Here is a 21,637-nt window from a genome sequence, read left to right on the forward strand (position 1 = left end):
GAACACAATAAGCTGGAGTTTATAGCGTAATGCTAACGGATTTAGATGATTTTTATTGCTTTGCGCTTGTGGTTGAGCATGGTGGTTTTAGTGCAGCTGAACGTGCGACTGACATTCCAAAATCAAAATTAAGCCGTCGGGTATATAACCTCGAAGAACAACTTGGTGTACGTCTGATTCAGCGTAGTTCGCGTCATTTCGCAGTGACTGATATCGGGATGGATGTCTATCGCCACGCGCAAGTCATGATGAATGCAGCGCAAGCGGCACATGATGTGGTGAATCATTTAAGTAGTCAGCCACGTGGTGTGATTAAAGTCAGTGTGCCTGTCGATATTGCCCAGAACCAGATGGCGAAAATCCTGCCTGCTTTCTTGAAAAAATATCCTGAAGTACGTGTTCAGATGTTGGTAAGCAATCGTCGAGTCGATGTCATTAATGAAGGAATTGATCTGGCTTTACGAGTGCGTTCTAAATTAGATGATGATCCGAATCTGGTACTACGACAGTTTGAAGCGATTGAACAACGTCTTTTTGCCAGTCAAGCCTATTTAAATGAGTTTGGTAATCTGACAACGCCAGAACAGCTCGCCGAACATCGAATTATCAGTATGTCAGAAGATCATCTTGACCAGCAATTCTTGTTAACTGGCCCAGATCATCAGCAGAAAAAGATTAAGGTGAATCCTGTCATTATGGGATCAAATCTTTTAATGTTGGCAGAGCTGGCAACACAAAACTGCGGGATCGCTTTATTACCGGACAGCATTGCACAAGACTTTGTTAAGACTGGACAACTGGTGACTGTACTACCTGAATGGACAGCGCCACATGGTGTTTTCCATGCAGTCTATCCGTCTCGTCGCGGCTTGTTACCTGCCGTACGTGTATTTATTGATTATCTGGTTGAGCAATTAACACAGTGCTCAACAAAGAAAAGGCCCGATTAACCATCGAGCCTTTGCTGTATCACAACACAATTAAACTGCTGGATAATGCCCTGTACCTTCTGGCCACGGGGTAAGTAATTCAAAACCGTCATCAGTCACCGCAACCATATGTTCCCATTGTGCAGAAAGTGACTTGTCTTTGGTGACCACAGTCCAGCCATCATTTAACTCTTTCACATGCGGCTTGCCTGCATTAACCATCGGTTCAATGGTAAAGACCATGCCTTTTTTCAAAACCATCCCTTGGCCTTTTTGTCCGTAATGCAAAATATTCGGCTGTTCATGATAGATACGGCCGATGCCATGTCCACAATATTCACGAACAATGCTATAGCCTGCATTTTGGGCAACTGTCTGGATCGCATGACCAATATCACCTAATGTTGCACCAGGTTTAACGGTATGAATACCAGCTAACATCGCTTCGTAGGTTGTTTCAACCAGTTTCTTGGCTTCAGGACTCGGCTCACCGACAAAATACATGCGACTAGTATCGCCAAAATAGCCATCTTTAATCACAGCCACATCGATATTCAAGATATCGCCTTCTTGCAAAATCTTTTTGGCAGAAGGAATGGCATGACACACTTCTTCATTGACAGAAATACAGGTTGTCTTGGTAAAACCGTGATAGCCAACATTGGCTGGAATCACCTGCAAGGTATTCACGATATAATCATTGCAGATATCATCTAAATATTCAGTTGAAACGCCAGGCTTAATATAAGCACCAATCATTTCTAACACTTGTGCCGCCAAACGACCTGAGATTCTTAATTTCTCAAGATCTTGTTCAGTTTTAATGGTCACAGTAGAAGCTCTCATTCGAGATTTTCCTTATTCATCTATCAGATTAATTTCACATGCAAGCAAAAATATTAGGGCTGCATAAAGTATTTCAATAGTTGTACGCCCTTGCATGCAAATCTTCAATCTTTTTAAGACTAAAAGACCATTTTTATTTTACATTTAATTTCGATTAAGCTGATTGAGAAAAGACATCAGCACTTTTTATTTTCGGAGTTTTAAAAACCTTTTCAATGCATTAGCTTTACCACATCTAATTATATGATTTTAATAATTTCTTTTTAGTCAAAAAACAAACAATTTTCACATAAATTAGTTTCAAATGAACGCTTTTTTATTCTAAAATTTGCACTTTTATTTTATGCCTCCCTCTTTATGAATCAACTTCGTACAGGAGATATCATTGCTTTAGGTTTTATGACCTTTGCGTTATTTATTGGCGCAGGCAATATTATCTTTCCTCCTATCGTTGCTCAGCAGGCTGGTGAACATGTTTGGCTTGCCGCTTTCGGTTTCTTAATCACCGCAGTTGGTTTACCTGTTATTACGATCATGGCTTTATCTCGCATGAAAGGCTCGATCGAAATCATTAGTTCTCCGCTTGGCCGTTTCTTTAGCCTACTGCTCACCATTGCTTGCTACTTAACTGTAGGGCCGCTATTCGCGACTCCGCGTACAGCAACCGTTTCTTATGAAATTGGCTTTGCTCCTTATTTTGGTACCTCAGGTAGTAGCCTCTTTATCTATAGTATTGTTTATTTTGCTTTTGTTACTGCGGTTTCATTGTACCCAAACAAATTGCTCGACACTGTAGGTCATGTACTTGCACCTTTAAAAATTATTGCACTGGCAATTTTAGGTATTGCAGCTTTTGCTATTCCAACAGGTCTTATCTCGCCTGCGGTGAATAACTATGTAAGCAGTCCGGTTTCTGAAGGTTTTGTCAGTGGTTACCTCACCATGGATACCTTGGGCGCTCTGGTATTCGGTATTGTGATTATTCAAGCGATTCAATCTCGTGGCGTTACAGATACCAAACTCATTACCAAATACGCGATTATCGCAAGCTTAATTGCTGGTGTTGGACTTACCCTTGTCTATGTCAGCTTATTTAAACTTGGTTTAGGTAGTCACGAAGTTGCACCTGATGCAGCCAATGGTGCGATTATCCTCCATGCTTATGTACAGCATGCATTTGGTGATTATGGTTCTTACTTCCTCACCTGTCTGATTTTCCTTGCGTGTATGGTTACTGCGATTGGATTGACCTGTGCTTGTGCAGAATATTTCAATGAATTAACAGGTTTATCATATAAATTACTTGTTTTCATTCTCACTGGCTTCTCATTATTAATTTCCAATCTAGGTTTAACCAAGCTAATTGCATTCTCTGTACCTGTACTCAGTGCAATTTATCCACCAGCAATTGTTGTGATCATGCTCAGCTTTTTCTGGAAACGCTGGAATAATCCTTCGATCGTCGTAGGTTCAGTAACAGCCGTAGCTTTCCTTTTTGGTATTGTTGAAGCGATTAAAGCCGCAGGTTTTACAGCACAACTCCCAACCTTTATTCAGCATTTACCTTTAAATGAACAAAACCTTGCATGGTTACTCCCATCATTGGCTGTTCTGGTGATTGCAATTGTGGTTGACCGAGCTTTAGCTCAGAAGAAGTAAAATGATTTGTCGTTAAAGTGATGTTTTACCCAAACATGATTTTAGCTATGCAGAAAATGTCCTTTTATCCAACGTTCATTTTTTGTTTACGACAAATCTTTCTTTTTTATCCGTTAAAAACCGCGTAAAATCACACTGTTTTCTATCCTTTTATGATACCCGATATTTCTAAAATAAGCGCTATAACCCATTTTATATAGCTGTCATAAATATTTCATAATGTAAAAATATCGACCAATATTTAACTAAAAAATACCATAAATTAATATAAAAAATACTTTAAAGTTATATAAATCAATACATTCCAAAATTTATTTTCAAAATACCCCTTTTTGCTATTGAAATGCTCAGAAAATAGCAGTACAACTTAAAAAACAATTCAGACAAAAACGCATGGTTTTGTCGTCACAACAAGGAGGGATGGAGATGTTATCAATACATTTCAACAAGCAAGTCTTCATTAACGCTCTGAAGGCGAATGATACAATAGTATATGCAACGACAACGCTAGCCTTAATGGTAACGTTGCTGTTCCAAGGCACAATTAAAGGTAATTTAAAACCCGAATATTTTGCATATGCATTGATTGTCTCTGTTGCCTTTTGTATGTGGGCGATCGTCGATCGAAAGTTTCGACAGTTAAGCGCAGCACGCCAAAAAAATTCTCTAGGGAGAATGGATGAGTAATCATCCATTTTTTTTAATTTAAAAACTGAGCAATTGTTCCGAATAACAACACTGTTGTAGCGCCTAACTCGACAATAATTAAACTGAGCATCATCAATGTCATACACCATTCAGGCAAATTTAACCGCCCTACTTTATGCGGTTGCTTAAATTGATTGGTCGTATCTTTTAATAAGCCATGCAGTATATACATCAAGATCGACATCGCAAAAAAGAATAAATTAGCAATCACACAGAATAAAACGATCTCATCCGATAAAACCGTAAAATAGCTGAGTACCGCTAAAATCAGACTTGCTGGCGCATAAAGCAGACTACTCCGATGCGCGATATCTACATAATAATGTGCTCTCGCCAGCTCAGATTGTCTAATTTGATAATATTTCCAAACACCTGTAAGCATCCCCACCCATAGAAAAATCCCACTAAATACAATTGCAAATTGTGTTGCTGTATTTAAAACATACATCTTATTTCCCTATATCCTAATTTCTTATAGGCGCCTATATTACATAAAATTTGACTTTTAAGTCATTTTTTAATCAGGTTTCTTTTTGGAACTTATGTAAAGTATAAAGATAAATACATAAGAGTGTTTTCTCCATGAATAGCGTTGAATCTTTTTGGATCAGTTGTAAAGATGGCTATCAACTTGCTGCCCAGTTCTATCCAACAGAACATTCTGATAAGCCCTATCCAGTTTTGATCTGCCCAGCAACAGGAATTACCAAAAACTTTTATCATGCATTCGCCGAATGGCTGAACCAGCAAGGTTATCAAGTACTGAGTTTTGATTTTCGAGGAATTGGAGAATCACTACATGGTCCACTAAAAGACTCCACAGCAAGCATTAATGACTGGGGAATTTATGATATTCCTGCTGCGATAGAAGCATTGTTGAATCGTACCCAAGCAGAGAAAATCATTATTGTAGGTCATAGTGCTGGCGGACAGTTGCTTGGTATTGCATCAAATTATCACAAGGTTGCAAAAGTATTAGCTATTGCTGGCTCAACGGGCCACGTAAAAGGACTCAAAGGTAAAACCAAAGTTCTAGCACCACTCATGTTCAATGTCATTTTTCCTGTTTCTAGCTTTTTTAAAGGTTATGGCGCGACCCAATTCATCGGAATGGGTGAAAATCTGCCAAAGAATGTTGCACGACAATGGGCAGAGTTTTGTAGCAAACCTGGTTATGTAATGAATGCTATAGGAAAAAGTATCTTTGAAGATTATCATCAGCAAATTCAATGCCCTATTATATCATTCTGGGCAACAGATGATGAAATTGCGACACATACCAATGTTAAAGATTTGCTTCGTTTATATCCGAATGCAGAGACAAAATTAATTGAACTGAATCCGCAACAGCTTGGTTATAAGCAAATTGGACATATGCTGATGTTCAAGAAATCTCATCAGAAGATCTGGCCAATATTAGAAAATGAATTACGGATTTGACCATGACCAGATAAAAAGCGAACACAACAACCAGTTTACTTTTGCGCATCTAAACCTGTAATCCTGTTTAGGTGCGTTTTTTATGGGATCTATCGTCTTAAATAACGTTATTTAACCGACTACACACTCGATTTTTTAGAAATTTAATAGAAAAGTGTGACAAAGAATGTATTTATTCATCTTTTTAAAAAAAATTGATGTGCTATATTTTAACCAATTGATCAAGACAAACTCATGTATTCGCTATTTATTTAAGCGTTATTTATTTTATAAATATATTGATTTTATATATTTATGACATTTTAGACAGAAATTTTTATAAAAATGTCACGTCAAAATTCGTATTTTTTTTCTACAATACGAGTATTCTATAAACAAGCAGCAATGCGAAACTGTAGAACTCCCTTTAGGGTTAGACGACTGGATAGTTCATCTTTAATAGCTGATTTATGTGAATTTTATGATGACTTCTCTATTCAGAACAAAGATAATTTAAAGATTATCTTTAGGCAAAGATGTTAAAAATGGGATGTTAAAAAAATCAGGAAAAGGATTTTTGTTAACAGGCAAATTGTAGACATTTCATGGAATCTAAGAGCTAAATTGGATTAGCTCCTTGTGCAAGCATAGGAAATAAGTAATGCCAAAAAAATATGCGCGTTTTTTACCTACAGCCGATTCATTTAATCTGGAAGACTTCCCTTTTTACTGGATTTCTCAAGTAAATGCTCAGTATGTCCAAAACATCGACAATGTGTTGAAAAAGTACGGTCTAGACAATTCACGTCGTCGTATTTTGATTGCCCTGCACGTCAAACCGCATGCCAGCGTATCCGAACTTTCCGAGATGGTCATTTCAAAAATGTCGACCACCACCAAGATCGTTTATCGCCTGAAAGATGAAGGGTATATTGACACCTATTCATGCAAGGAAGATGGACGTATTACTCGTGTTTATCTTACTGAAAAAGGTCAAGAAATGATTACCAAGATCAATGACCTGACTGCAGTCATACTAGAACAATCTTTTGACGGTTTAACACCATTGCAAATTGAAAAGACCATGGAAATTCTGCGTCATATGTTTAAAAATCTTGCACGTTAATACAATGATAAAAGATAAAAAAAGGCTTCCATCATGAAGCCTTTTTTATTTGAAAATTAAAAATCAAACATATTTAACTGCGGTGTCACTTTCTCTATTTTTGCTTTGGGAACATGTAGACACTCAAACTCTTCCACAGGGAAACCCTTCATAAAATCATAAAGCTGATGGGGCTGTTTTAAGCTTAACCATTCATCTAAACGCTCATGCGGAATCACCACTACAGATCGTTTGACATCGCCTGGTTCATGAAAATCCTTCATCATCGGGTGGTCTATGGCGTCCATCGTTAGCATGGTGGCCGAGCGGATCACCTGATCATTTAGCTTTCTGATCTCATATAAAGCCGCAATAAAGAAAGCCTTTCCATCTTTACGGCGTACTGCCCAGCGTTGCGGTTTATTATCAATGTACTTACTTTCATAAAACTCAGTGACTGGAATGACGCCAAACTTACATTTAGAAGCAGCCTCCAGAAAACTCGGTTTTTGAAACAGTGTTTCATGTCGCGCATTATAGGTATGTTTGGAAATATTGATATCTTCCGACCATTTCGGCACCAAACCAAATAACACATCACGCCACTCAAACCCTTGTTCTGATTTAAACAACAAAGGTGTTTTATAGCTTGGATAAACCTCTTCTACATATTCAAATGGAATCGGAGGCAAACCAAGCTGCTTCGCTTGTTCATCTGTCAGTGGTTTAAAGTTGGCACACATAGTTCGTTGAGTATTCACCTTCGAAAATAAAGTTAAAAAAAGGAGGTATCAACCCTCCTCTTTCTATTCAGCCAATATTAGCCAAATAATTTTTTCATTTTTGCACTTAAACCATGAATAAAGCGGTGCTTGGCATTGGCTTTATCACTGGTTAAAAAGTTAATCTGGATTGATTGACGTTGTCCTTCATAAGGGACGTAACCATGCCAGCCGTTATCGGTAACTTTAAAAGCAACTAATGTACCCGGACCAGCATCGATTTCTGCAACATAGTCATCCATGTTCTTTTCATCATTTAAGATACGTAGACGACCTGTAGGTGCATCCCAAGATTCATTTAAATAAATCAGGATGGTCAAAAGTTTGGTTTTTGAATCCGAGTGGATACGACCATCTTTTTGACGTGAATAACCACGTAAAGTGATCATCATCGGATGTTCCATCACATCCACATCAAATTTTTCAGTTAAAATTTGACGAAATTCTTTGGTATCTAATGATTTTAAGAAACGATCAAAATTAGGTTTAATCTCAACATCTTCAATGTTATAGCTTCCACCTTGTTCAATCTTTGGAAAATCCTGAATCACAGCTTTCACTTCGCTGTCTACAATTGAATTTTCCACCACAAAGTAAGGATATGGCGAAGTTGAAACTTGCGCCTGTTTTAAAGCATCTAATTTTAAAATTTGTGACATCGCTATGATTCGGCTAAATGATCAAACTGTAATAATTATAACAAATATTTCAGTGCTAATCTGTTTTATCCTGTTTTACCTACACTCTGTTAACGATGAATTGCTTTCAATGCTACACAAAAGCGCCAATACATCATCACCTGCATTAAAATTGAAATAATAAGCATCCCCCATTTTTGATAAGGGGTAATTAACACCAGAATTTGAGTGGAATCAATAAATCGTGCAGTTAAAATAAAAACAAGAATTAAAGAAAGAAATAACAGGAAATAAGCCAAGATAAACCTTATGCCAATTGGCAAAAAGAGACAGATTAAACGACTAACAAATTGTTTACCTTGATTTCCGCCATTCGCCTTAAAACAAAAATTGATACCAACAATGAGAATTATAGTGCTCAACACCGCATCAATAAGATTTGGAAGCTCACCATCTACAGGAGCAAAACGCATAGCAAACATCATGATGAGCATAAATACACTGCTAACCAAATAGTAATTTTTGTAGTTTTGTTCTGTTAAACGGTTGTTTCTTAAATCGTCAATTAATTTTTTTGTGTTCCAAAAATACATTTTTTTCCTCTATTTATAAAAAAGGTACCTATTAAATAGGTACCTTTTATCAGTCTAACAAGTAAACTTAGTCACCTGTATAACCTTTTAATTTTAAACGCGCTGCGTGTAGCAATGGCTCTGTATAGCCAGATGGCTGCTCTGCACCTTTGAAGATCAAGTCAGAAGCAGCTTGGAACGCAATACCATCAAAGTTAGGTGCCATTGGCGTATAAAGTGGATCATTAGCATTTTGCTGATCAACAATCACAGCCATACGCTTAAGCACTTCTTCAACCTGTTCACGCGTTACGATACCGTGACGCAGCCAGTTTGCAACGTGTTGAGATGAAATACGTAATGTTGCACGGTCTTCCATTAAACCAACGTTGTTGATGTCTGGCACTTTAGAACAACCAACACCTAAATCTACCCAACGAACTACATAACCCAAGATACCTTGACAGTTATTTTCAAGTTCATTGTTTAACTCTTCCGCAGTCCAGTTTGTTTCTGGTGCAAACGGCGGTGTTAACAAGTCATCTAAAGACAACATGTTTTCAGCAGCTAATTCATCTTGACGCGCTTTTACATTGATCTGATGGTAATGCAAGGCATGAAGTACCGCACCTGTTGGAGATGGAACCCATGCACAAGATGCACCCGCGTTTGGATGAGCCGTTTTGGTTGCCAACATATCTTTCATGCTGTCTGGTTTTGGCCACATGCCTTTACCAATTTGCGCTTTGCCTTGTAAACCACATGCCAAACCAATTGCAACGTTACGGTTTTCGTAAGCAGCAATCCACTTTTGTGTTTTAACTGCTTCTTTACGAACAACTGGTGCAGCTTCCATAGAGGTATGGATTTCATCACCTGTACGATCCATAAAGCCAGTATTGATGAAGATCGTGCGATCTTTTGCAGCAGCAATACAGTTCTTCAAGTTTACAGATGTACGGCGCTCTTCATCCATAATCCCGATTTTGAGCGATTTTGCAGGTAAACCAATTGCTTGTTCAGCACGTTCAAACAATTCAACAGCAAAGGCAACTTCTTCTGGACCATGCATTTTTGGCTTAACGATATACATTGAACCTTTACGAGAGTTTTTATTCTCGTTTTGACCACGGATATCAGCAACGGTAAGTAATGGCGTCACTAATGCATCCATGATGCCTTCAAACACTTCTTCGCCATCTACAAGGATCGCAGGGTTAGTCATTAAATGCCCAACATTACGAAGCAACATCAATGAACGACCATGTAAAGTAGTTGTACCACCAATCAGGTTTTGTACAGTACGATCTTTATTCAAAGCACGGGTAATGGTTTTACCATTTTTCTCGATTGACTCTTGTAAGTCACCTTTCATCAAGCCTAACCAATTACGGTAGCCTTCAACTTTCTCTTCTGCATCAACCGCAGCAACCGAGTCTTCCAAATCCTGAATCGTGGTTACAGCAGCTTCAAGTGTTAAATCTTTTACACCCGCCGCATCAGTTTTACCCACTGGGCTATTTGCATCGATCTCAATGATCACGTGCAAACCATTATTTAAGAGTACGATTTCTGCAGGAGCCGCAGCATCGCCATTAAAGCCAACAAATTGAGATGGATGAGCCAAAGTAGTGGTTGAACCATCTTTTAAAGTCACAGCCAAAGCGTTGTTTACAACTGCATATTTGGTTGCATCTGCATGTGAACCCTGTGCCAATGGGAAAGTTTGATTCAAGAAGTCTTTAGCAAAAGCAATAACCTTGTCACCACGAACTGGGTTATAACCTTTACCCTTCTCTGCGCCACCTTCTTCAGAGATAACATCTGTACCGTAAAGCGCGTCATATAAAGAACCCCAACGTGCATTGGCTGCGTTTAGGCAATAACGTGCATTACGTACAGGTACAACCAATTGAGGGCCTGCAAGTAAAGCAATTTCTTCATCTACATTTTCAGTGCTTACTTTAAAGTCTGCAACTTCTGGTACCAGATAACCAATCTCGGTTAAGAATGCTTTATAAGCATTAAGTTCAAATTTATTATTACGGTGCCATTCATCAATCTTCGCTTGAAGATCATCACGCTTAGCCAATAATGCCTTGTTCTTTGGGCTAAGGTCGACAACGACTTGCTCGAAGTTTTTCCAGTAAGTTTCACTCTCTAAACCAGCCCCTGGTAAAGCTTCATTTTCGATGAAATCATAAAGTTCTTTAGCAATCGCTAGCTTGCCTTTTTGAATACGTACAGTCATTGTCTTTCCTGATGGTGCTAACTTTTTATAACAAGAATTCTAGTATACTGATTTATACTAGCCTGAATAGTAATATCACATTCCTAAATAGTAAGCATTTTCCCTATTAGACGTATTGACAAACAAGATTTTTTATATTTATCAAAATATCAAATGTCGATGCTTTTCTTTCTAGTTCTGCAACATACTCCCTTTTCAAACTCATCTAGTTATAACAAAAATCAGTCAGGAATAAAGCCTTATCAATGTAAGTTTATAAAAAAAGGCATTCCGAAGAATGCCTTTTTGATTTATGAAGTTTGTGCGACCTGAATCTGTCGATGCTCGGAATGTAGATAATCATCCGATTGCATTTCCAATAAACGTGAACGCGTCCGTTCAATTTCAAATGCCAATTTCTCACCCTCATACAGATCAATGATTGAATCTTCAGAAGTAAGAATCAGTTTTACACCACGGTCATAGAATTCATCGACCAGATAAATAAAACGGCGTGTTCCTTCTGACAAGAAATCTGTCAAATGCGGAACATTACTCACCAGCACGGTATTGTAAATGTTAGCAATTTCAATAAAGTCGGCTGGACTACGCGGTTTAAAACATAATTCAGAGAATTCACACCACAATACATCTTCAGTATGGCCTAAAGTCTCTACCACGCGATTATTGATCATGATTGGAGAATTAGATTGCGCCTGCGTTTGGGTCAAGGCTTTAAAACGCCCAGATAACCAAGCTTGAGCATCATCCGTTAATGGATACTTGAATAATTGTGCTTGTTTCAAGACACGTAAACGATAATCCACACCGGCATCTACGTTTAAAACGACACAGTTTTTCTTGACCAGCTCAATGGTTGGCAAGAATCGGTCACGATGAATCCCGTTCTTATACAAACCATCTGGTGCAATATTTGACGTTGCAACTAACGTAATGCCACGCTCAAATAACTTCTGGAACAAATCACTCAGGATCATTGCATCTGTAACGTTCGATACGAAAAATTCGTCAAAGCAAATTACAACAGCATCTTTATAAATCTGATCCGCAACCAAATCTAAAGGATTGCGTTGACCTGAAAGCTTATTCAACTCTTTGTGGACATGTTGCATAAAGTGATGGAAATGCATACGCATTTTACGGCGGAATGGAACAGATTCGTAAAACTGATCCATCAGCCACGTCTTGCCACGGCCTACACCACCCCACATATAAACGCCTTTCGGATAGGTTTGACGACGGAAACGTCGAAACGCTTTCTTAGAAGCCTTATAGCGAGTGAGTAACTCTTTCCATACTCGGTCTAACTCTCGCACAGCCTGAGCTTGTGCTTCATCTGGCATGAATTGTCCTGACTCAAGTGCTTGAGTATAACGCTCAGCAGGTGACGTTGGGATAAATGCAGTGCTATGTGAGTCTGGTTTAGAATTTGACATAAGGTGTTATTGCAATTTTAATTGGTGAAAATTATATCGAACATTCCGTTCAATGACATTAGATTTTAGGCTTAATTATCATAGAGTTTAAACATCATAATGTACCATTTTTAATCATTTAATGATTGCGATTATATTGTCTTGGACTCAATCCAAACCATCTTTTAAAGGCATGATTGAACGCTGCTGGCTCAGAATAACCCAACATTTCAGCCACCTGTTCAATCGAATATGAACTGTTTTCAATGAATTTTATGGCCTTCTGCTGGATCAGCTTTTCACGAATTTCTTTATAGCTGGTCTGCATTTGCTGCAATTGATGCCTTAAAGTTCGCTCGGGAATATGCAAGGCACAGGCCGTTTCTGCCATCGTCGGAATGACTCCATTTTGCATTTCCAGATAATCCTTCACATATTCGACCACGGTCAATTTTAGACTGGCACTTTTTTCTAGATTTTGAATATCCGCTAGGCATTTTTCTTCATAAATGCGATAGGTCAATACATCAGCAGATGGGATCTTAATGTTGAGTATTTGAGTATTTTCTAATATGAAAGCAGCCTCTCTACATCCAAATTTGACATCTATTCCATAATAATCCTGATAGGCTGCAAGCAAATTTAAGTCTTTCGGACGGGTAAATGGCAATTCAATCCGAATATTAGGGATCTCTAATCCCATCATTTTGAAAATATCTTGTAAGAACTTATACGTACCTGAAATTTCACATTGCGCGCGCAATTGACCTAAATGCGTATTCAGATCAACAGGCTGATAGAACAAATGAATAAAATCTTCTTTAATTTCGAGATGTAAAGAACCAAATAAATGAGTCAACTGCTGAAATTGCACCCCATTTAACAAAGCCTTATGGAGAGTTTCACTGGTGACCAATAACATCAGAAATGGCCCATAACCTGCCAGCGCATAATGTTGCCCGATGAACAGACCTTGTTCAGGTGAAATATCCTGACTAATATGTTGCAAGATATCCCATTCGATCTCATCAGGAATAATTGAAGCTGGATCTAAAGCATCGGCTTGTATACCCATATTTGCTAAACGTGCATCCACATCAATGCCGACATGACGCATGCCTTGAATCAAATACATCAATCCGAGGATAGATCTCTTCATAATTCCTAATACAGTTCTCAAAACTTTAATGTTTTACTATAAAAGCCTGAGCAAATGAATTGCCGAAATGGTCAAGTTTTACGTCGGTACAATCATATTTAATCTCGTTAAAACCATTAAACTTGCATAAAATTTAGCTGTGCAGGATATACGCTATGCGTGATGTAACCAAAAATGCGATTCAAAAAACAAAAGTGGCAATTATTGGTGCAGGTTTTGGTGGTTTAGCAATGGCCATTCGCCTGTTACAAAGTCAAATCCATGATTTTGTAATTTTAGAAAAAACCAATGACGTCGGTGGCACGTGGCGTGAAAACCAATATCCAGGTGCGGCATGTGATGTGCAGTCGCATATGTATTCCCTTTCATTTGCACCAAAAACCGATTGGTCAAAACGTTATGCAGAAGCAGATGAGATCTTTACTTATATTCAAGACATCACTGAACAATACAAATTAAAAGACTATTGCAAATTCGGACATGAAGTAACCAAAGCCGAGTTTGATGAAAACCGCAATATCTGGACATTGGACTTTAAAGACCAAGCCACTCTCGAAGCACAATTTGTGATTTTTGCTTCTGGCCCGTTACATGTTCCACAAATTCCTCATGTCAAAGGAATTGAGAACTTTAAGGGTAAAGTGTTCCATTCATCTCAATGGGATCACGATTATGATTTAACAGGTAAATCAGTTGCATCCATTGGTACAGGTGGTAGTGCCATTCAGTACATTCCAGAAATTGCACCCGAAGTGAAGCAGCTCTATGTATTACAACGTACCGCAGCTTGGGTAATTCCACGTGATGAACGCAAATACTCACAGCTCAGCAAAACACTCTTTAAAGCTTCAAACATCTATCGTCAAATTCATCGTACCCGTCTGTACTGGACCAATGAATCTCGTGTCGTGCCGATTGTACAGCCACAAATAATGAAATATGGTCAAAAACTGGCGGAAGCTTTTATCCGTTTTCAGGTAAAAGACAAAGCACTGGCAAAAAAATTAACCCCAGACTTTGTGATGGGCTGTAAACGTATTTTGATTTCTAATAAATACTTCCCGACCTTTAACCGTGACAATGTTGAACTAGTGACGGATGCTATTCAGGAAATTACAGCGAATGGCATCATCACTAAAGATGGCAAAGAACGCCAAATTGATTGCCTAATTTATGGAACTGGCTTTATTACTGACCCACGTATTTACTTAAAGCATTTCAATTGCATTGGTCGTAACGGTATTGAACTCAAACAAGCATGGAAAGATGGCGCGGAAAGCTATTATGGTATCAGCACCAAAAACTTCCCGAATTTGTTTCAGTTACTTGGGCCAAATACTATTCTTGGTCATAACTCTGTGATTTTCATGATCGAATCACAGGTGAACTACATTCTGCAATTGATTCAAACTGTCGATCAAACCAAGACTCAAGCTGTCGAAATCAAGCAGGATGTTCAAGATCAGTTTAATGAGCGTGTACAAGAGCAACTGAAAGGTACGGTCTGGCAAGCGGGTGGCTGTAGCAGTTGGTATCAGGCTGCTGATGGCAAAAACTTCTCACTATGGCCAACCTATACGTGGAGATATTGGTTAGAGACACGCAAAGTAAACGTGGCTGATTATAATTTTATCAATAGCTCAACTGCTGCCAAATCCAATGCTGCATAAATAGCAAAATACAGTTAAAAAGCCCTTGAACTTCTTAGGGGCTTTTTTATTTCTGAATGATACAACGACTTATACCTCCTGCTTACCCGCTCTTTATTCCTTTATCTTTTCCAATTTAAAGCCACATTTCTTTTTATAGGCAAAAACAAAAAATTCATGCTAAGATTTTAACTACCTACCGTTAGGTAGTTACTAATACCTGTTCGCTTTCTGCACTCGAGTTTACAAGATATGCAATCTGCTCCTCCAATTTCAAAAATCAGTTGGTCTTTGTTACTGCTGCTCTCCTTATTTACCGCTTTAGATGCGCTGGCGATTGATATTTATTTACCTGCATTTCCCCTACTTGCAGAAAGCTTTGCAACCACGCCTGGACAAGTTCAATTGACGCTCTCGGTCTTCTTGATTGGTCTTGCAATTGGTCAAGGGATTTACGGGCCTTTACTTGATCGTTTTGGACGCCGTAAACCTTTGCTAATCGGTATTGCGATCTTCATTTTAGGTTCATTACTGGCTGCAATTGCACCGTCGATTGAATGGTTACTGGCTGCTCGATTCTTACAAGCCATCGGCGCATCCGCGGGTTTAGTTGTACCTAGAGCGATTATTTCGGATGTATGCGATGCACAAAGTAGTGCCAAAAACTTTTCCATCCTGATGCAGGTGATGATGATCATTCCAATCATTGCCCCTTTATTTGGTAGCTTTATTCTTCGCTTCGGATCATGGACACTTATTTTCTATACATTGGCCGTACTTGGTACAATCTTATGGTTCTGGGGCAATTACGCCATACCCGAAACCTTAAAGCCTGAATATCGTCAGCCACTCCAACTCGCCACAATCAAAACCAGTTATCAAACCTTGAGCTTAAATAAAAGCTTTACGGCCTACACTCTTGCTGGTGGTCTTATCTTGGGTGCTTTCTTTGTTTACCTAAGCCAGTCACCTTTTATTTTTATTCAGCATTATCATATTCATAATGAAACTTTTAGTACCTTATTCGCAGCCAATGCGATTGGACTAATCATTCTTGGGCAAGTTTCAATCCTGTTATTAAAACGCTGGTCGGCGCAACGCTTACTGATACTTGGAATGTGTATATTTAGTGGGGCCAGCTTGATTCTGCTAACGAGTGTGTCTTTTTATGATTTAAGCTTGTGGCAATACATTATTCTTTTGGGACTAAGTATTTGGTCTACAGGATTTATCTTTGGTAACGTCACCGCACTTACCATGCAACAAAGCCCACAGCATTTAACGGGTGCAGCCTCATCATTAATGGGCTTACTCCAATATGCTTTTGCTTCACTGATTGGTTTTATTGTCAGCTTTATGGACGTTAATATCAGCCTGCTTCCTGCAAGTTTATTCATCTGTGGCAGTATCGCACTGGGCTTATCTATTTTTGCCGCCTCAGGACAACGGGCTCGCTTTCCTGTTGCAGAAGCTGAATAATGATATTCACACGCATCAGTACCTTTTAAATTGAGGTACTGATCAATACATTCAATGCTTTTAAGATGGCATCCAGACGAAGTCGGAACTTTTCTTGACCGCCATAAATCAATTCACTTTGCAATGCATCCACAAAACTCATGCATACCCGAGCAAGTGTCTGGGAATCGAGTTGATGCTGATTTTTAGCCACTTCAGAATTCTGAATCGCTTGCGAAAATAACTGTTCCAGATCAGCCATAAACACATGCATCGGCTCAATCACCTGATCATACAAATGCACGGGTGGACTGATCAAAGCATTCATCCAGAACTGAACCGCATAAGACTCATTAAAGCGCTGTTCGATGCTGATAAAATAATCATGCAATTGTTGTTGTAGATGCTCCCCACCTTGCAAAATTGTTTTGGCATATCCCAGTTCTTCATCAATCATGATGGGAATCAGGCTGAGATAGAGCTCATCCTTATTCTTAAAATGTGCATAAATCGAAGGTTTTTTTATACCAACATCAGTCGCAATTTCATTCAATGACGTGGCGGCAAAGCCCTGTTTTGCAAAACGTTCCAATGCATATTTTTGAATCTTAGCTGCTGTCACAAATCATCTACCTCTTGTACTGATAAAAGTATATTTCACCTCATGCGATATTCATAGATGAATCAGCTCATTCAATCTGCATCTAAAAATAAAAAATGTGCGAGATGCTCTGTTCAATTCTTTCGCATTGTTTCAGCCCCAAATTTTGTTGATCAAATGATATATAAATCTACCCAACTATCAGATTTCCCTGCATAATAAATCAGCACTTTCAACGCTCTGATCGTATGACCTCTTTTGTTCTGATTTTCCAAATTTTTGTTTGTATCAGCTTAGGCTATTTTATCGCACCGCATTTATCTCAATCACTAAAAAAATTTGTATTTAAAATTCTTCCTTATTTCTCTTATATTTTACTGGTCAGTGTTGCGTTTGAACTCACGCAAGCACTCAACCATATTCAAAATCCAGCCGCAATCTTGCCACCAGCAGTACTCATTGCATTTACCACTTCGATTGGTTCTTTTTTTATTTGTTTAATGACGTATAAGCTAATTGATCGCCAAAGCGTGCAAGGGAAAATTTCACTCCACTTGTTTCTAAATGCACTGAAAAACATTGGAAAAGCCTTTCTGGCCTTAGCCGTGGGTATTGGCTTGGGTATGCTTATTCAAAAATTAGATCTGCATATTGCCTTTAATAGCTGGTATTTATTATTAATCTTTATTTTCTTGATTGGTATTGAACTGGCCTTTACTCAATTCGATCGTAGCTGGTTAAGCTGGAAAATCTTATTGGTGCCTGTCGCAGCGTTTATTGGATCTTGTCTTGCAGCAATTGTTAACTATTTTATTCTATCGAATCATTACAGCCTGAATGAAGTTATGGCTTTAGCTCAAGGTTATGGCTGGTATTCAATGTCCGGAATTTTATTTACCGAACTGCATTCGGCCAAACTAGGTGGTATTGCCCTGTTAACCGATTTATTTAGAGAAATCTTTGCGATTTTATTGATGTATTGTTTAGGTTGGCGCTTTCCACGCTCTGCGATTTCCAGCGCAGGCGCTACCTCAATGGATGTAACGCTTGCGATGGTGAAACAGTCATGTGGCACACATTATGTACCACATGCCATGATGAGTGGATTGATTCTGTCGCTCCTCGCACCACTCTTAATCAGCTTATTTCTCAGTATGAAGTTTTAAACTTTGACTTCATTAAATCGAAGCCAAAATTGATTTCAACATCTCAGTCGGTTTTTCCGCTTTAGTGATTGGACGACCAATTACTAAATGCGTTGAACCATCAAGCATAGCCTGTTTTGGGGTAACAATACGTTTTTGGTCATCTGCATTTGAACCCTCTGGACGAATCCCTGGTGTCACCAATGCAAACTGTTGACCTAACATATCGCGAAGGATCTTAGCTTCTTGTGCTGAGCATACCACACCATCTAGCCCGCTTTCCTGAGTGAGTTTTGCTAAACGCTTCACTTGTTCAACTGGCTCGATATCCAGACCGATATCACGCAAATCTTCACGTCCCATTGACGTTAATACAGTCACTGCAATCAACTGAGTCTGATAGTTGCCGGCCTTCAATCGTTCAACGCAAGTTTCCATCATCTTACGGCCGCCTGAAGCATGCACATTCACCATCCATACACCTAAGTCGGCAGCAGCACATACTGCTTGAGCGGTAGTGTTCGGGATATCATGGAACTTTAGATCAAGAAAAACTTCAAAACCTTTGTCTTGCAAGTTTTTCACAATTGATGGACCTTCATGAGTAAAAAGCTCTTTGCCAACTTTCACACGGCAAAGTGACGGATCAAGCTGATCAACAATTGTTAAGGCGTCATATTGGCTTTTTGCGTCTAGGGCAACAATAATACTCACGAATCTAGTTCCATCACATAAAAATCAGTTAATTATAAAGTGATTCACAGCATGAACAAAGCAAGAAAGCACCCATAATGCAAAAAAGCGTTTCGATCATACAGAAATAGCCCTTATCTCTGCTCGGAAATAAGAATTGCTCTAGTATCGTCTTGCAAAGCCTCAAAAATATGGGGCTGATCGGCAGGATAACAAATGTAATCCCCTTCATTCAGCAAAACTGGTTCGGAAATTAAGCCGACTCTTGCCTGACCTTTCATAATCACAATATGCTCAATACTGCCAATCGGATGCGGCTGACTGCAACGTGGTTCACCTGGCTGTGTGGTGAGCATATATACATCACGTCTAGCGCCAGTTGGACAATTGGCCAATAAAATAGCCTGATAATGGGCAATTTCAGAGGAAACAGATGGCCCTTCGCCAAAACGAATGACCTGAGTTTGTGCAATATTACTTTCCATTAACTTTGCAAATGGAATATCCAAAGCCACACACAAGGCCCACAATGTTTCCAGACTAGGATTTCCTTGTGCAGCTTCCAATTGCGACAAGGTTGATTTGGCTATACCCGCCCGACGCGCGACTTCTGCCAATGACAGTCCTGCTTTTTGTCTCTCTCTTTGCAAACCCTTTGCAACAATTTCAATTGGCAATGCCATAAATCACCATAAAAAACGATTGTTCGTTTTGACGAACGATATAAAATTAATCTATTATATCGTACGGTCGTTTGATATAGAAAATAAAGATGCAAGATAAAGAACGCTATAACTTAATCAAAGCCATCATTCTCATCTCAGTCGCAACAGGAATTGTCGGGATTTCTCTTGGATCAGTTGCAGCCAGTTTTGACCTGCCCATGTGGATTCCTCTCGCTCTGTCCTTAACAGTATTAGCTGGCGCAGCTGAATTTACTTTTATTGGCATGATTGCAACAGGAGCAAATCCTGTATTTGCCGCATTCACAGGTATACTCATCAATTTGCGTCATTTGCCTTTTGGATTATCGGTTGCAACATTTATTGAGAAAAATGTCTATCACTTTATTGCCTGTCACATCATGAATGATGAAAGTGTGATGTTCGGACTGAGTCAACAAGAAGCGCATTTGAAAAAATGGGCTTACTGGATGTGTGGCCTAGGTATCAGCATACTTTGGCCGCTCGGTGTATTCATCGGTTATCTGCTGAGCAAAAATATTCCAGATATCTATGTCTTTGGCATTGATGCAGCATTTCCAGCCATTCTTTTTGCCTTGATCCTGCCGATGCTCAAGAATAAAACCACACGAAATCGAGTATTTCTAGGCACATCACTTTCCTTAGCTTCTATTCCCTTACTTCCAACAGGACTTCCTGTTTTAGTGTCCATGCTGGGTTTAATGATAGGTCGAAAAACGAAATGAAATACAGCGAGAGTTATATCTTCATAGGCATTGTTGTACTTGCTTTAGGGACGTACCTGATCCGTTATTCAGGCTTTTATCTGGCAAATCGCATTGAGATCAAAGAACATCATAAACAGTTATTGGCTGATTCTGCCTGTGTTCTGCTGTTCACCTTAGCCGTATTTAATACCCTTTTTACAGAAACTCATTTTAGTGGCATCAGTAAAATTATTGGCGTTTCGGTTGCGATCATTTTTGCATGGAAAAAATATTCTCTTATTGTGGTGATTTTAGTCGCTATGCTCATTACCGCCATGTTGAGATATTTCGGTTTTCCATAAAAACAAAAAAAGCTCTTTAATCCAATAAAGAGCTTTTAAGGGCCTTATACAATCATCAAGATTTTATAAGGCTGAAATATAAAATTTATAACGGAGTACGCGGCTGGCTTTCTGGGTTAATATCCAGAACCGTTTTCTCATGTCTTACACTCGCAGCAGCTTCTGCGGCAGCTTGCTGTGCAAGTTGAATTTGCTCTTTACGAAGATGATCAATATCTTTGCGCAATCTCTTAATTTCCCAACTGGTTTGGAAAACGCGGAAAACCTGTACGCCTAGAAGTAAACCAACAACAACACCTAAGACTAACGTCAATAAAAGTAATAACCCCAAACGCATCGCTGGAACTTGAGTAAATAACAAGTCTACTTGTAGCTCAGCCGGGTTTTGAAGTACCAAAGCAAGTGAATAACCAAAAATGGCAACGAGTAATGCAATTAAGACATAACGCATAAAGACCTCAATACTTATTCAGCAGATTCGTTTACTGCATCACGAAGTGCCTTACCAGGTTTAAAGTGTGGAACTGCTTTCGCTGCAACATCAACTGACTTACCTGTTTTAGGGTTACGACCTAAACGTGGTTCACGGTGATGTAATGCAAAACTACCAAAACCACGAATCTCAATACGATCACCGCTTGAAAGTGCTTCAATCATTTGATCAATCATGATCTTAACTGCATCTTCAACTAAAGGTTCAGCCAAGTGTGGGTTTTTAAGAGCAATCCGTTCAATTAAATCAGATTTATTAAGTGCTTCAGTAGTCATTGATGACCTCTTTAATTATCGCTACTTTCCAATGTTTTTAATAATAACCTGTTTAAATACAAAACGGTAGCGCAGTACATGATTACTA

Annotated in this window: 23 protein-coding genes; 10 read left to right on the plus strand and 13 right to left on the minus strand. The window is 38.9% G+C overall.

Features of this window, described 5'->3' with window-relative positions:
* The first annotated feature begins 29 nt into the window (after positions 1-29).
* Positions 30-950 carry a LysR family transcriptional regulator gene (locus tag PJ15_RS03005; protein WP_047427838.1) on the plus strand — a complete coding sequence of 307 codons (921 nt, stop codon included), beginning with the start codon at positions 30-32 and terminating at the stop codon, positions 948-950.
* A gap of 30 nt (positions 951-980) precedes the next feature.
* On the opposite strand, the gene map is transcribed toward PJ15_RS03005, so the two are convergent.
* Complete coding sequence (gene map, locus PJ15_RS03010) at positions 981-1,775, minus strand: type I methionyl aminopeptidase (protein ID WP_004772465.1); 795 nt, start codon at positions 1,773-1,775, stop codon at positions 981-983.
* A gap of 357 nt (positions 1,776-2,132) precedes the next feature.
* Here map and brnQ point away from each other — a divergent pair, with 357 nt between their 5' ends.
* The gene (gene brnQ, locus PJ15_RS03015; protein WP_047427841.1) at positions 2,133-3,434 is read left to right on the plus strand and encodes a branched-chain amino acid transport system II carrier protein; all 1,302 of its coding nucleotides are present in this window, start codon (positions 2,133-2,135) and stop codon (positions 3,432-3,434) included.
* 426 nt (positions 3,435-3,860) lie between these two features.
* On the plus strand, positions 3,861-4,121 hold the full coding sequence (locus tag PJ15_RS03020) for a hypothetical protein (RefSeq protein ID WP_004772467.1): 261 nt from the start codon (positions 3,861-3,863) through the stop codon (positions 4,119-4,121).
* A 13-nt stretch (positions 4,122-4,134) separates the two neighbouring features.
* Here PJ15_RS03020 and PJ15_RS03025 read toward each other — a convergent pair whose 3' ends face one another.
* The gene (locus PJ15_RS03025; protein ID WP_047427842.1) at positions 4,135-4,590 is read right to left on the minus strand and encodes a hypothetical protein; all 456 of its coding nucleotides are present in this window, start codon (positions 4,588-4,590) and stop codon (positions 4,135-4,137) included.
* Positions 4,591-4,724: 134 nt separating this feature from the next.
* Here PJ15_RS03025 and PJ15_RS03030 point away from each other — a divergent pair, with 134 nt between their 5' ends.
* Together PJ15_RS03030 and PJ15_RS03035 are read left to right on the plus strand one after the other, a co-directional pair.
* Positions 4,725-5,582, plus strand: a complete 858-nt coding sequence (locus PJ15_RS03030; RefSeq protein WP_047427844.1) for an alpha/beta fold hydrolase — start codon at positions 4,725-4,727, stop codon at positions 5,580-5,582.
* Positions 5,583-6,222: 640 nt separating this feature from the next.
* Positions 6,223-6,687, plus strand: coding sequence for a MarR family winged helix-turn-helix transcriptional regulator (locus PJ15_RS03035; protein ID WP_004772470.1), 465 nt, complete (start codon positions 6,223-6,225; stop codon positions 6,685-6,687).
* A 56-nt stretch (positions 6,688-6,743) separates the two neighbouring features.
* Here PJ15_RS03035 and PJ15_RS03040 read toward each other — a convergent pair whose 3' ends face one another.
* From PJ15_RS03040 to PJ15_RS03065, 6 genes are all read right to left on the minus strand, one after another.
* Positions 6,744-7,409, minus strand: a complete 666-nt coding sequence (locus PJ15_RS03040; RefSeq protein ID WP_047427847.1) for an SOS response-associated peptidase — start codon at positions 7,407-7,409, stop codon at positions 6,744-6,746.
* A 77-nt stretch (positions 7,410-7,486) separates the two neighbouring features.
* A complete protein-coding gene (locus PJ15_RS03045) occupies positions 7,487-8,107 on the minus strand; it encodes a 2OG-Fe(II) oxygenase (RefSeq protein ID WP_004772473.1) in 621 nt (206 codons plus the stop codon).
* 89 nt (positions 8,108-8,196) lie between these two features.
* A complete protein-coding gene (locus PJ15_RS03050) occupies positions 8,197-8,679 on the minus strand; it encodes a hypothetical protein (protein ID WP_047427851.1) in 483 nt (160 codons plus the stop codon).
* Positions 8,680-8,746: 67 nt separating this feature from the next.
* Positions 8,747-10,909, minus strand: coding sequence for a malate synthase G (locus PJ15_RS03055; protein ID WP_047427853.1), 2,163 nt, complete (start codon positions 10,907-10,909; stop codon positions 8,747-8,749).
* A gap of 290 nt (positions 10,910-11,199) precedes the next feature.
* The gene (zapE, locus tag PJ15_RS03060; RefSeq protein WP_004772477.1) at positions 11,200-12,345 is read right to left on the minus strand and encodes a cell division protein ZapE; all 1,146 of its coding nucleotides are present in this window, start codon (positions 12,343-12,345) and stop codon (positions 11,200-11,202) included.
* Positions 12,346-12,463: 118 nt separating this feature from the next.
* Positions 12,464-13,483 carry an AraC family transcriptional regulator gene (locus PJ15_RS03065; RefSeq protein WP_004772479.1) on the minus strand — a complete coding sequence of 340 codons (1,020 nt, stop codon included), beginning with the start codon at positions 13,481-13,483 and terminating at the stop codon, positions 12,464-12,466.
* A 155-nt stretch (positions 13,484-13,638) separates the two neighbouring features.
* Here PJ15_RS03065 and PJ15_RS03070 point away from each other — a divergent pair, with 155 nt between their 5' ends.
* Positions 13,639-15,153: a flavin-containing monooxygenase gene (locus PJ15_RS03070; RefSeq protein ID WP_047427856.1), complete on the plus strand. Its 1,515-nt coding sequence runs from the start codon at positions 13,639-13,641 to the stop codon at positions 15,151-15,153.
* Positions 15,154-15,384: 231 nt separating this feature from the next.
* Entirely contained in the window at positions 15,385-16,611 is a 1,227-nt protein-coding gene (locus PJ15_RS03075; protein WP_047427859.1) for a multidrug effflux MFS transporter, read from the plus strand.
* A gap of 25 nt (positions 16,612-16,636) precedes the next feature.
* Here the strand turns inward: PJ15_RS03075 and PJ15_RS03080 are convergent, their stop codons facing one another.
* Positions 16,637-17,212 (minus strand): TetR/AcrR family transcriptional regulator, encoded by a 576-nt coding sequence (locus tag PJ15_RS03080; protein ID WP_047427862.1) that lies wholly within the window; start codon positions 17,210-17,212, stop codon positions 16,637-16,639.
* A gap of 227 nt (positions 17,213-17,439) precedes the next feature.
* On the opposite strand from PJ15_RS03080, the gene PJ15_RS03085 reads away from it, so the two are divergent.
* The gene (locus PJ15_RS03085) at positions 17,440-18,357 is read left to right on the plus strand and encodes a lysine exporter LysO family protein (RefSeq protein WP_047427864.1); all 918 of its coding nucleotides are present in this window, start codon (positions 17,440-17,442) and stop codon (positions 18,355-18,357) included.
* A gap of 12 nt (positions 18,358-18,369) precedes the next feature.
* Here PJ15_RS03085 and pyrF read toward each other — a convergent pair whose 3' ends face one another.
* Both pyrF and PJ15_RS03095 read right to left on the minus strand, forming a co-directional pair.
* Positions 18,370-19,050: an orotidine-5'-phosphate decarboxylase gene (gene pyrF / locus PJ15_RS03090; RefSeq protein ID WP_004772489.1), complete on the minus strand. Its 681-nt coding sequence runs from the start codon at positions 19,048-19,050 to the stop codon at positions 18,370-18,372.
* Positions 19,051-19,163: 113 nt separating this feature from the next.
* Positions 19,164-19,712 carry a helix-turn-helix domain-containing protein gene (locus tag PJ15_RS03095; protein ID WP_004772490.1) on the minus strand — a complete coding sequence of 183 codons (549 nt, stop codon included), beginning with the start codon at positions 19,710-19,712 and terminating at the stop codon, positions 19,164-19,166.
* Positions 19,713-19,801: 89 nt separating this feature from the next.
* Between PJ15_RS03095 and PJ15_RS03100 the strand changes: the two genes are divergently transcribed.
* Positions 19,802-20,458 carry an AzlC family ABC transporter permease gene (locus PJ15_RS03100; RefSeq protein WP_005257890.1) on the plus strand — a complete coding sequence of 219 codons (657 nt, stop codon included), beginning with the start codon at positions 19,802-19,804 and terminating at the stop codon, positions 20,456-20,458.
* Positions 20,455-20,781, plus strand: a complete 327-nt coding sequence (locus PJ15_RS03105) for an AzlD domain-containing protein (RefSeq protein WP_004772494.1) — start codon at positions 20,455-20,457, stop codon at positions 20,779-20,781. The genes PJ15_RS03100 and PJ15_RS03105 overlap by 4 nt, the downstream gene beginning before the upstream one ends.
* An 85-nt stretch (positions 20,782-20,866) precedes the next feature.
* On the opposite strand, the gene PJ15_RS03110 is transcribed toward PJ15_RS03105, so the two are convergent.
* Both PJ15_RS03110 and PJ15_RS03115 read right to left on the minus strand, forming a co-directional pair.
* Entirely contained in the window at positions 20,867-21,232 is a 366-nt protein-coding gene (locus tag PJ15_RS03110) for a lipopolysaccharide assembly protein LapA domain-containing protein (RefSeq protein WP_004772496.1), read from the minus strand.
* A 14-nt stretch (positions 21,233-21,246) separates the two neighbouring features.
* A complete protein-coding gene (locus PJ15_RS03115; protein WP_004653854.1) occupies positions 21,247-21,549 on the minus strand; it encodes an integration host factor subunit beta in 303 nt (100 codons plus the stop codon).
* Positions 21,550-21,637 lie beyond the last annotated feature (88 nt).

The organism is Acinetobacter sp. neg1, assembly GCF_000788125.1.
Classification (GTDB): domain Bacteria; phylum Pseudomonadota; class Gammaproteobacteria; order Pseudomonadales; family Moraxellaceae; genus Acinetobacter; species Acinetobacter vivianii.

Coding starts and splice junctions, on each gene's coding strand:
- PJ15_RS03005 (WP_047427838.1), top strand. CDS start 30: ATGCTAACGGATTTAGATGATTTTTATTGCTTTGCGCTTGTGGTTGAG.
- map (WP_004772465.1), bottom strand. CDS start 1,775: ATGAGAGCTTCTACTGTGACCATTAAAACTGAACAAGATCTTGAGAAA.
- brnQ (WP_047427841.1), top strand. CDS start 2,133: ATGAATCAACTTCGTACAGGAGATATCATTGCTTTAGGTTTTATGACC.
- PJ15_RS03020 (WP_004772467.1), top strand. CDS start 3,861: ATGTTATCAATACATTTCAACAAGCAAGTCTTCATTAACGCTCTGAAG.
- PJ15_RS03025 (WP_047427842.1), bottom strand. CDS start 4,590: ATGTATGTTTTAAATACAGCAACACAATTTGCAATTGTATTTAGTGGG.
- PJ15_RS03030 (WP_047427844.1), top strand. CDS start 4,725: ATGAATAGCGTTGAATCTTTTTGGATCAGTTGTAAAGATGGCTATCAA.
- PJ15_RS03035 (WP_004772470.1), top strand. CDS start 6,223: ATGCCAAAAAAATATGCGCGTTTTTTACCTACAGCCGATTCATTTAAT.
- PJ15_RS03040 (WP_047427847.1), bottom strand. CDS start 7,409: ATGTGTGCCAACTTTAAACCACTGACAGATGAACAAGCGAAGCAGCTT.
- PJ15_RS03045 (WP_004772473.1), bottom strand. CDS start 8,107: ATGTCACAAATTTTAAAATTAGATGCTTTAAAACAGGCGCAAGTTTCA.
- PJ15_RS03050 (WP_047427851.1), bottom strand. CDS start 8,679: ATGTATTTTTGGAACACAAAAAAATTAATTGACGATTTAAGAAACAAC.
- PJ15_RS03055 (WP_047427853.1), bottom strand. CDS start 10,909: ATGACTGTACGTATTCAAAAAGGCAAGCTAGCGATTGCTAAAGAACTT.
- zapE (WP_004772477.1), bottom strand. CDS start 12,345: ATGTCAAATTCTAAACCAGACTCACATAGCACTGCATTTATCCCAACG.
- PJ15_RS03065 (WP_004772479.1), bottom strand. CDS start 13,483: ATGAAGAGATCTATCCTCGGATTGATGTATTTGATTCAAGGCATGCGT.
- PJ15_RS03070 (WP_047427856.1), top strand. CDS start 13,639: ATGCGTGATGTAACCAAAAATGCGATTCAAAAAACAAAAGTGGCAATT.
- PJ15_RS03075 (WP_047427859.1), top strand. CDS start 15,385: ATGCAATCTGCTCCTCCAATTTCAAAAATCAGTTGGTCTTTGTTACTG.
- PJ15_RS03085 (WP_047427864.1), top strand. CDS start 17,440: ATGACCTCTTTTGTTCTGATTTTCCAAATTTTTGTTTGTATCAGCTTA.
- PJ15_RS03095 (WP_004772490.1), bottom strand. CDS start 19,712: ATGGCATTGCCAATTGAAATTGTTGCAAAGGGTTTGCAAAGAGAGAGA.
- PJ15_RS03100 (WP_005257890.1), top strand. CDS start 19,802: ATGCAAGATAAAGAACGCTATAACTTAATCAAAGCCATCATTCTCATC.
- PJ15_RS03105 (WP_004772494.1), top strand. CDS start 20,455: ATGAAATACAGCGAGAGTTATATCTTCATAGGCATTGTTGTACTTGCT.
- PJ15_RS03110 (WP_004772496.1), bottom strand. CDS start 21,232: ATGCGTTATGTCTTAATTGCATTACTCGTTGCCATTTTTGGTTATTCA.
- PJ15_RS03115 (WP_004653854.1), bottom strand. CDS start 21,549: ATGACTACTGAAGCACTTAATAAATCTGATTTAATTGAACGGATTGCT.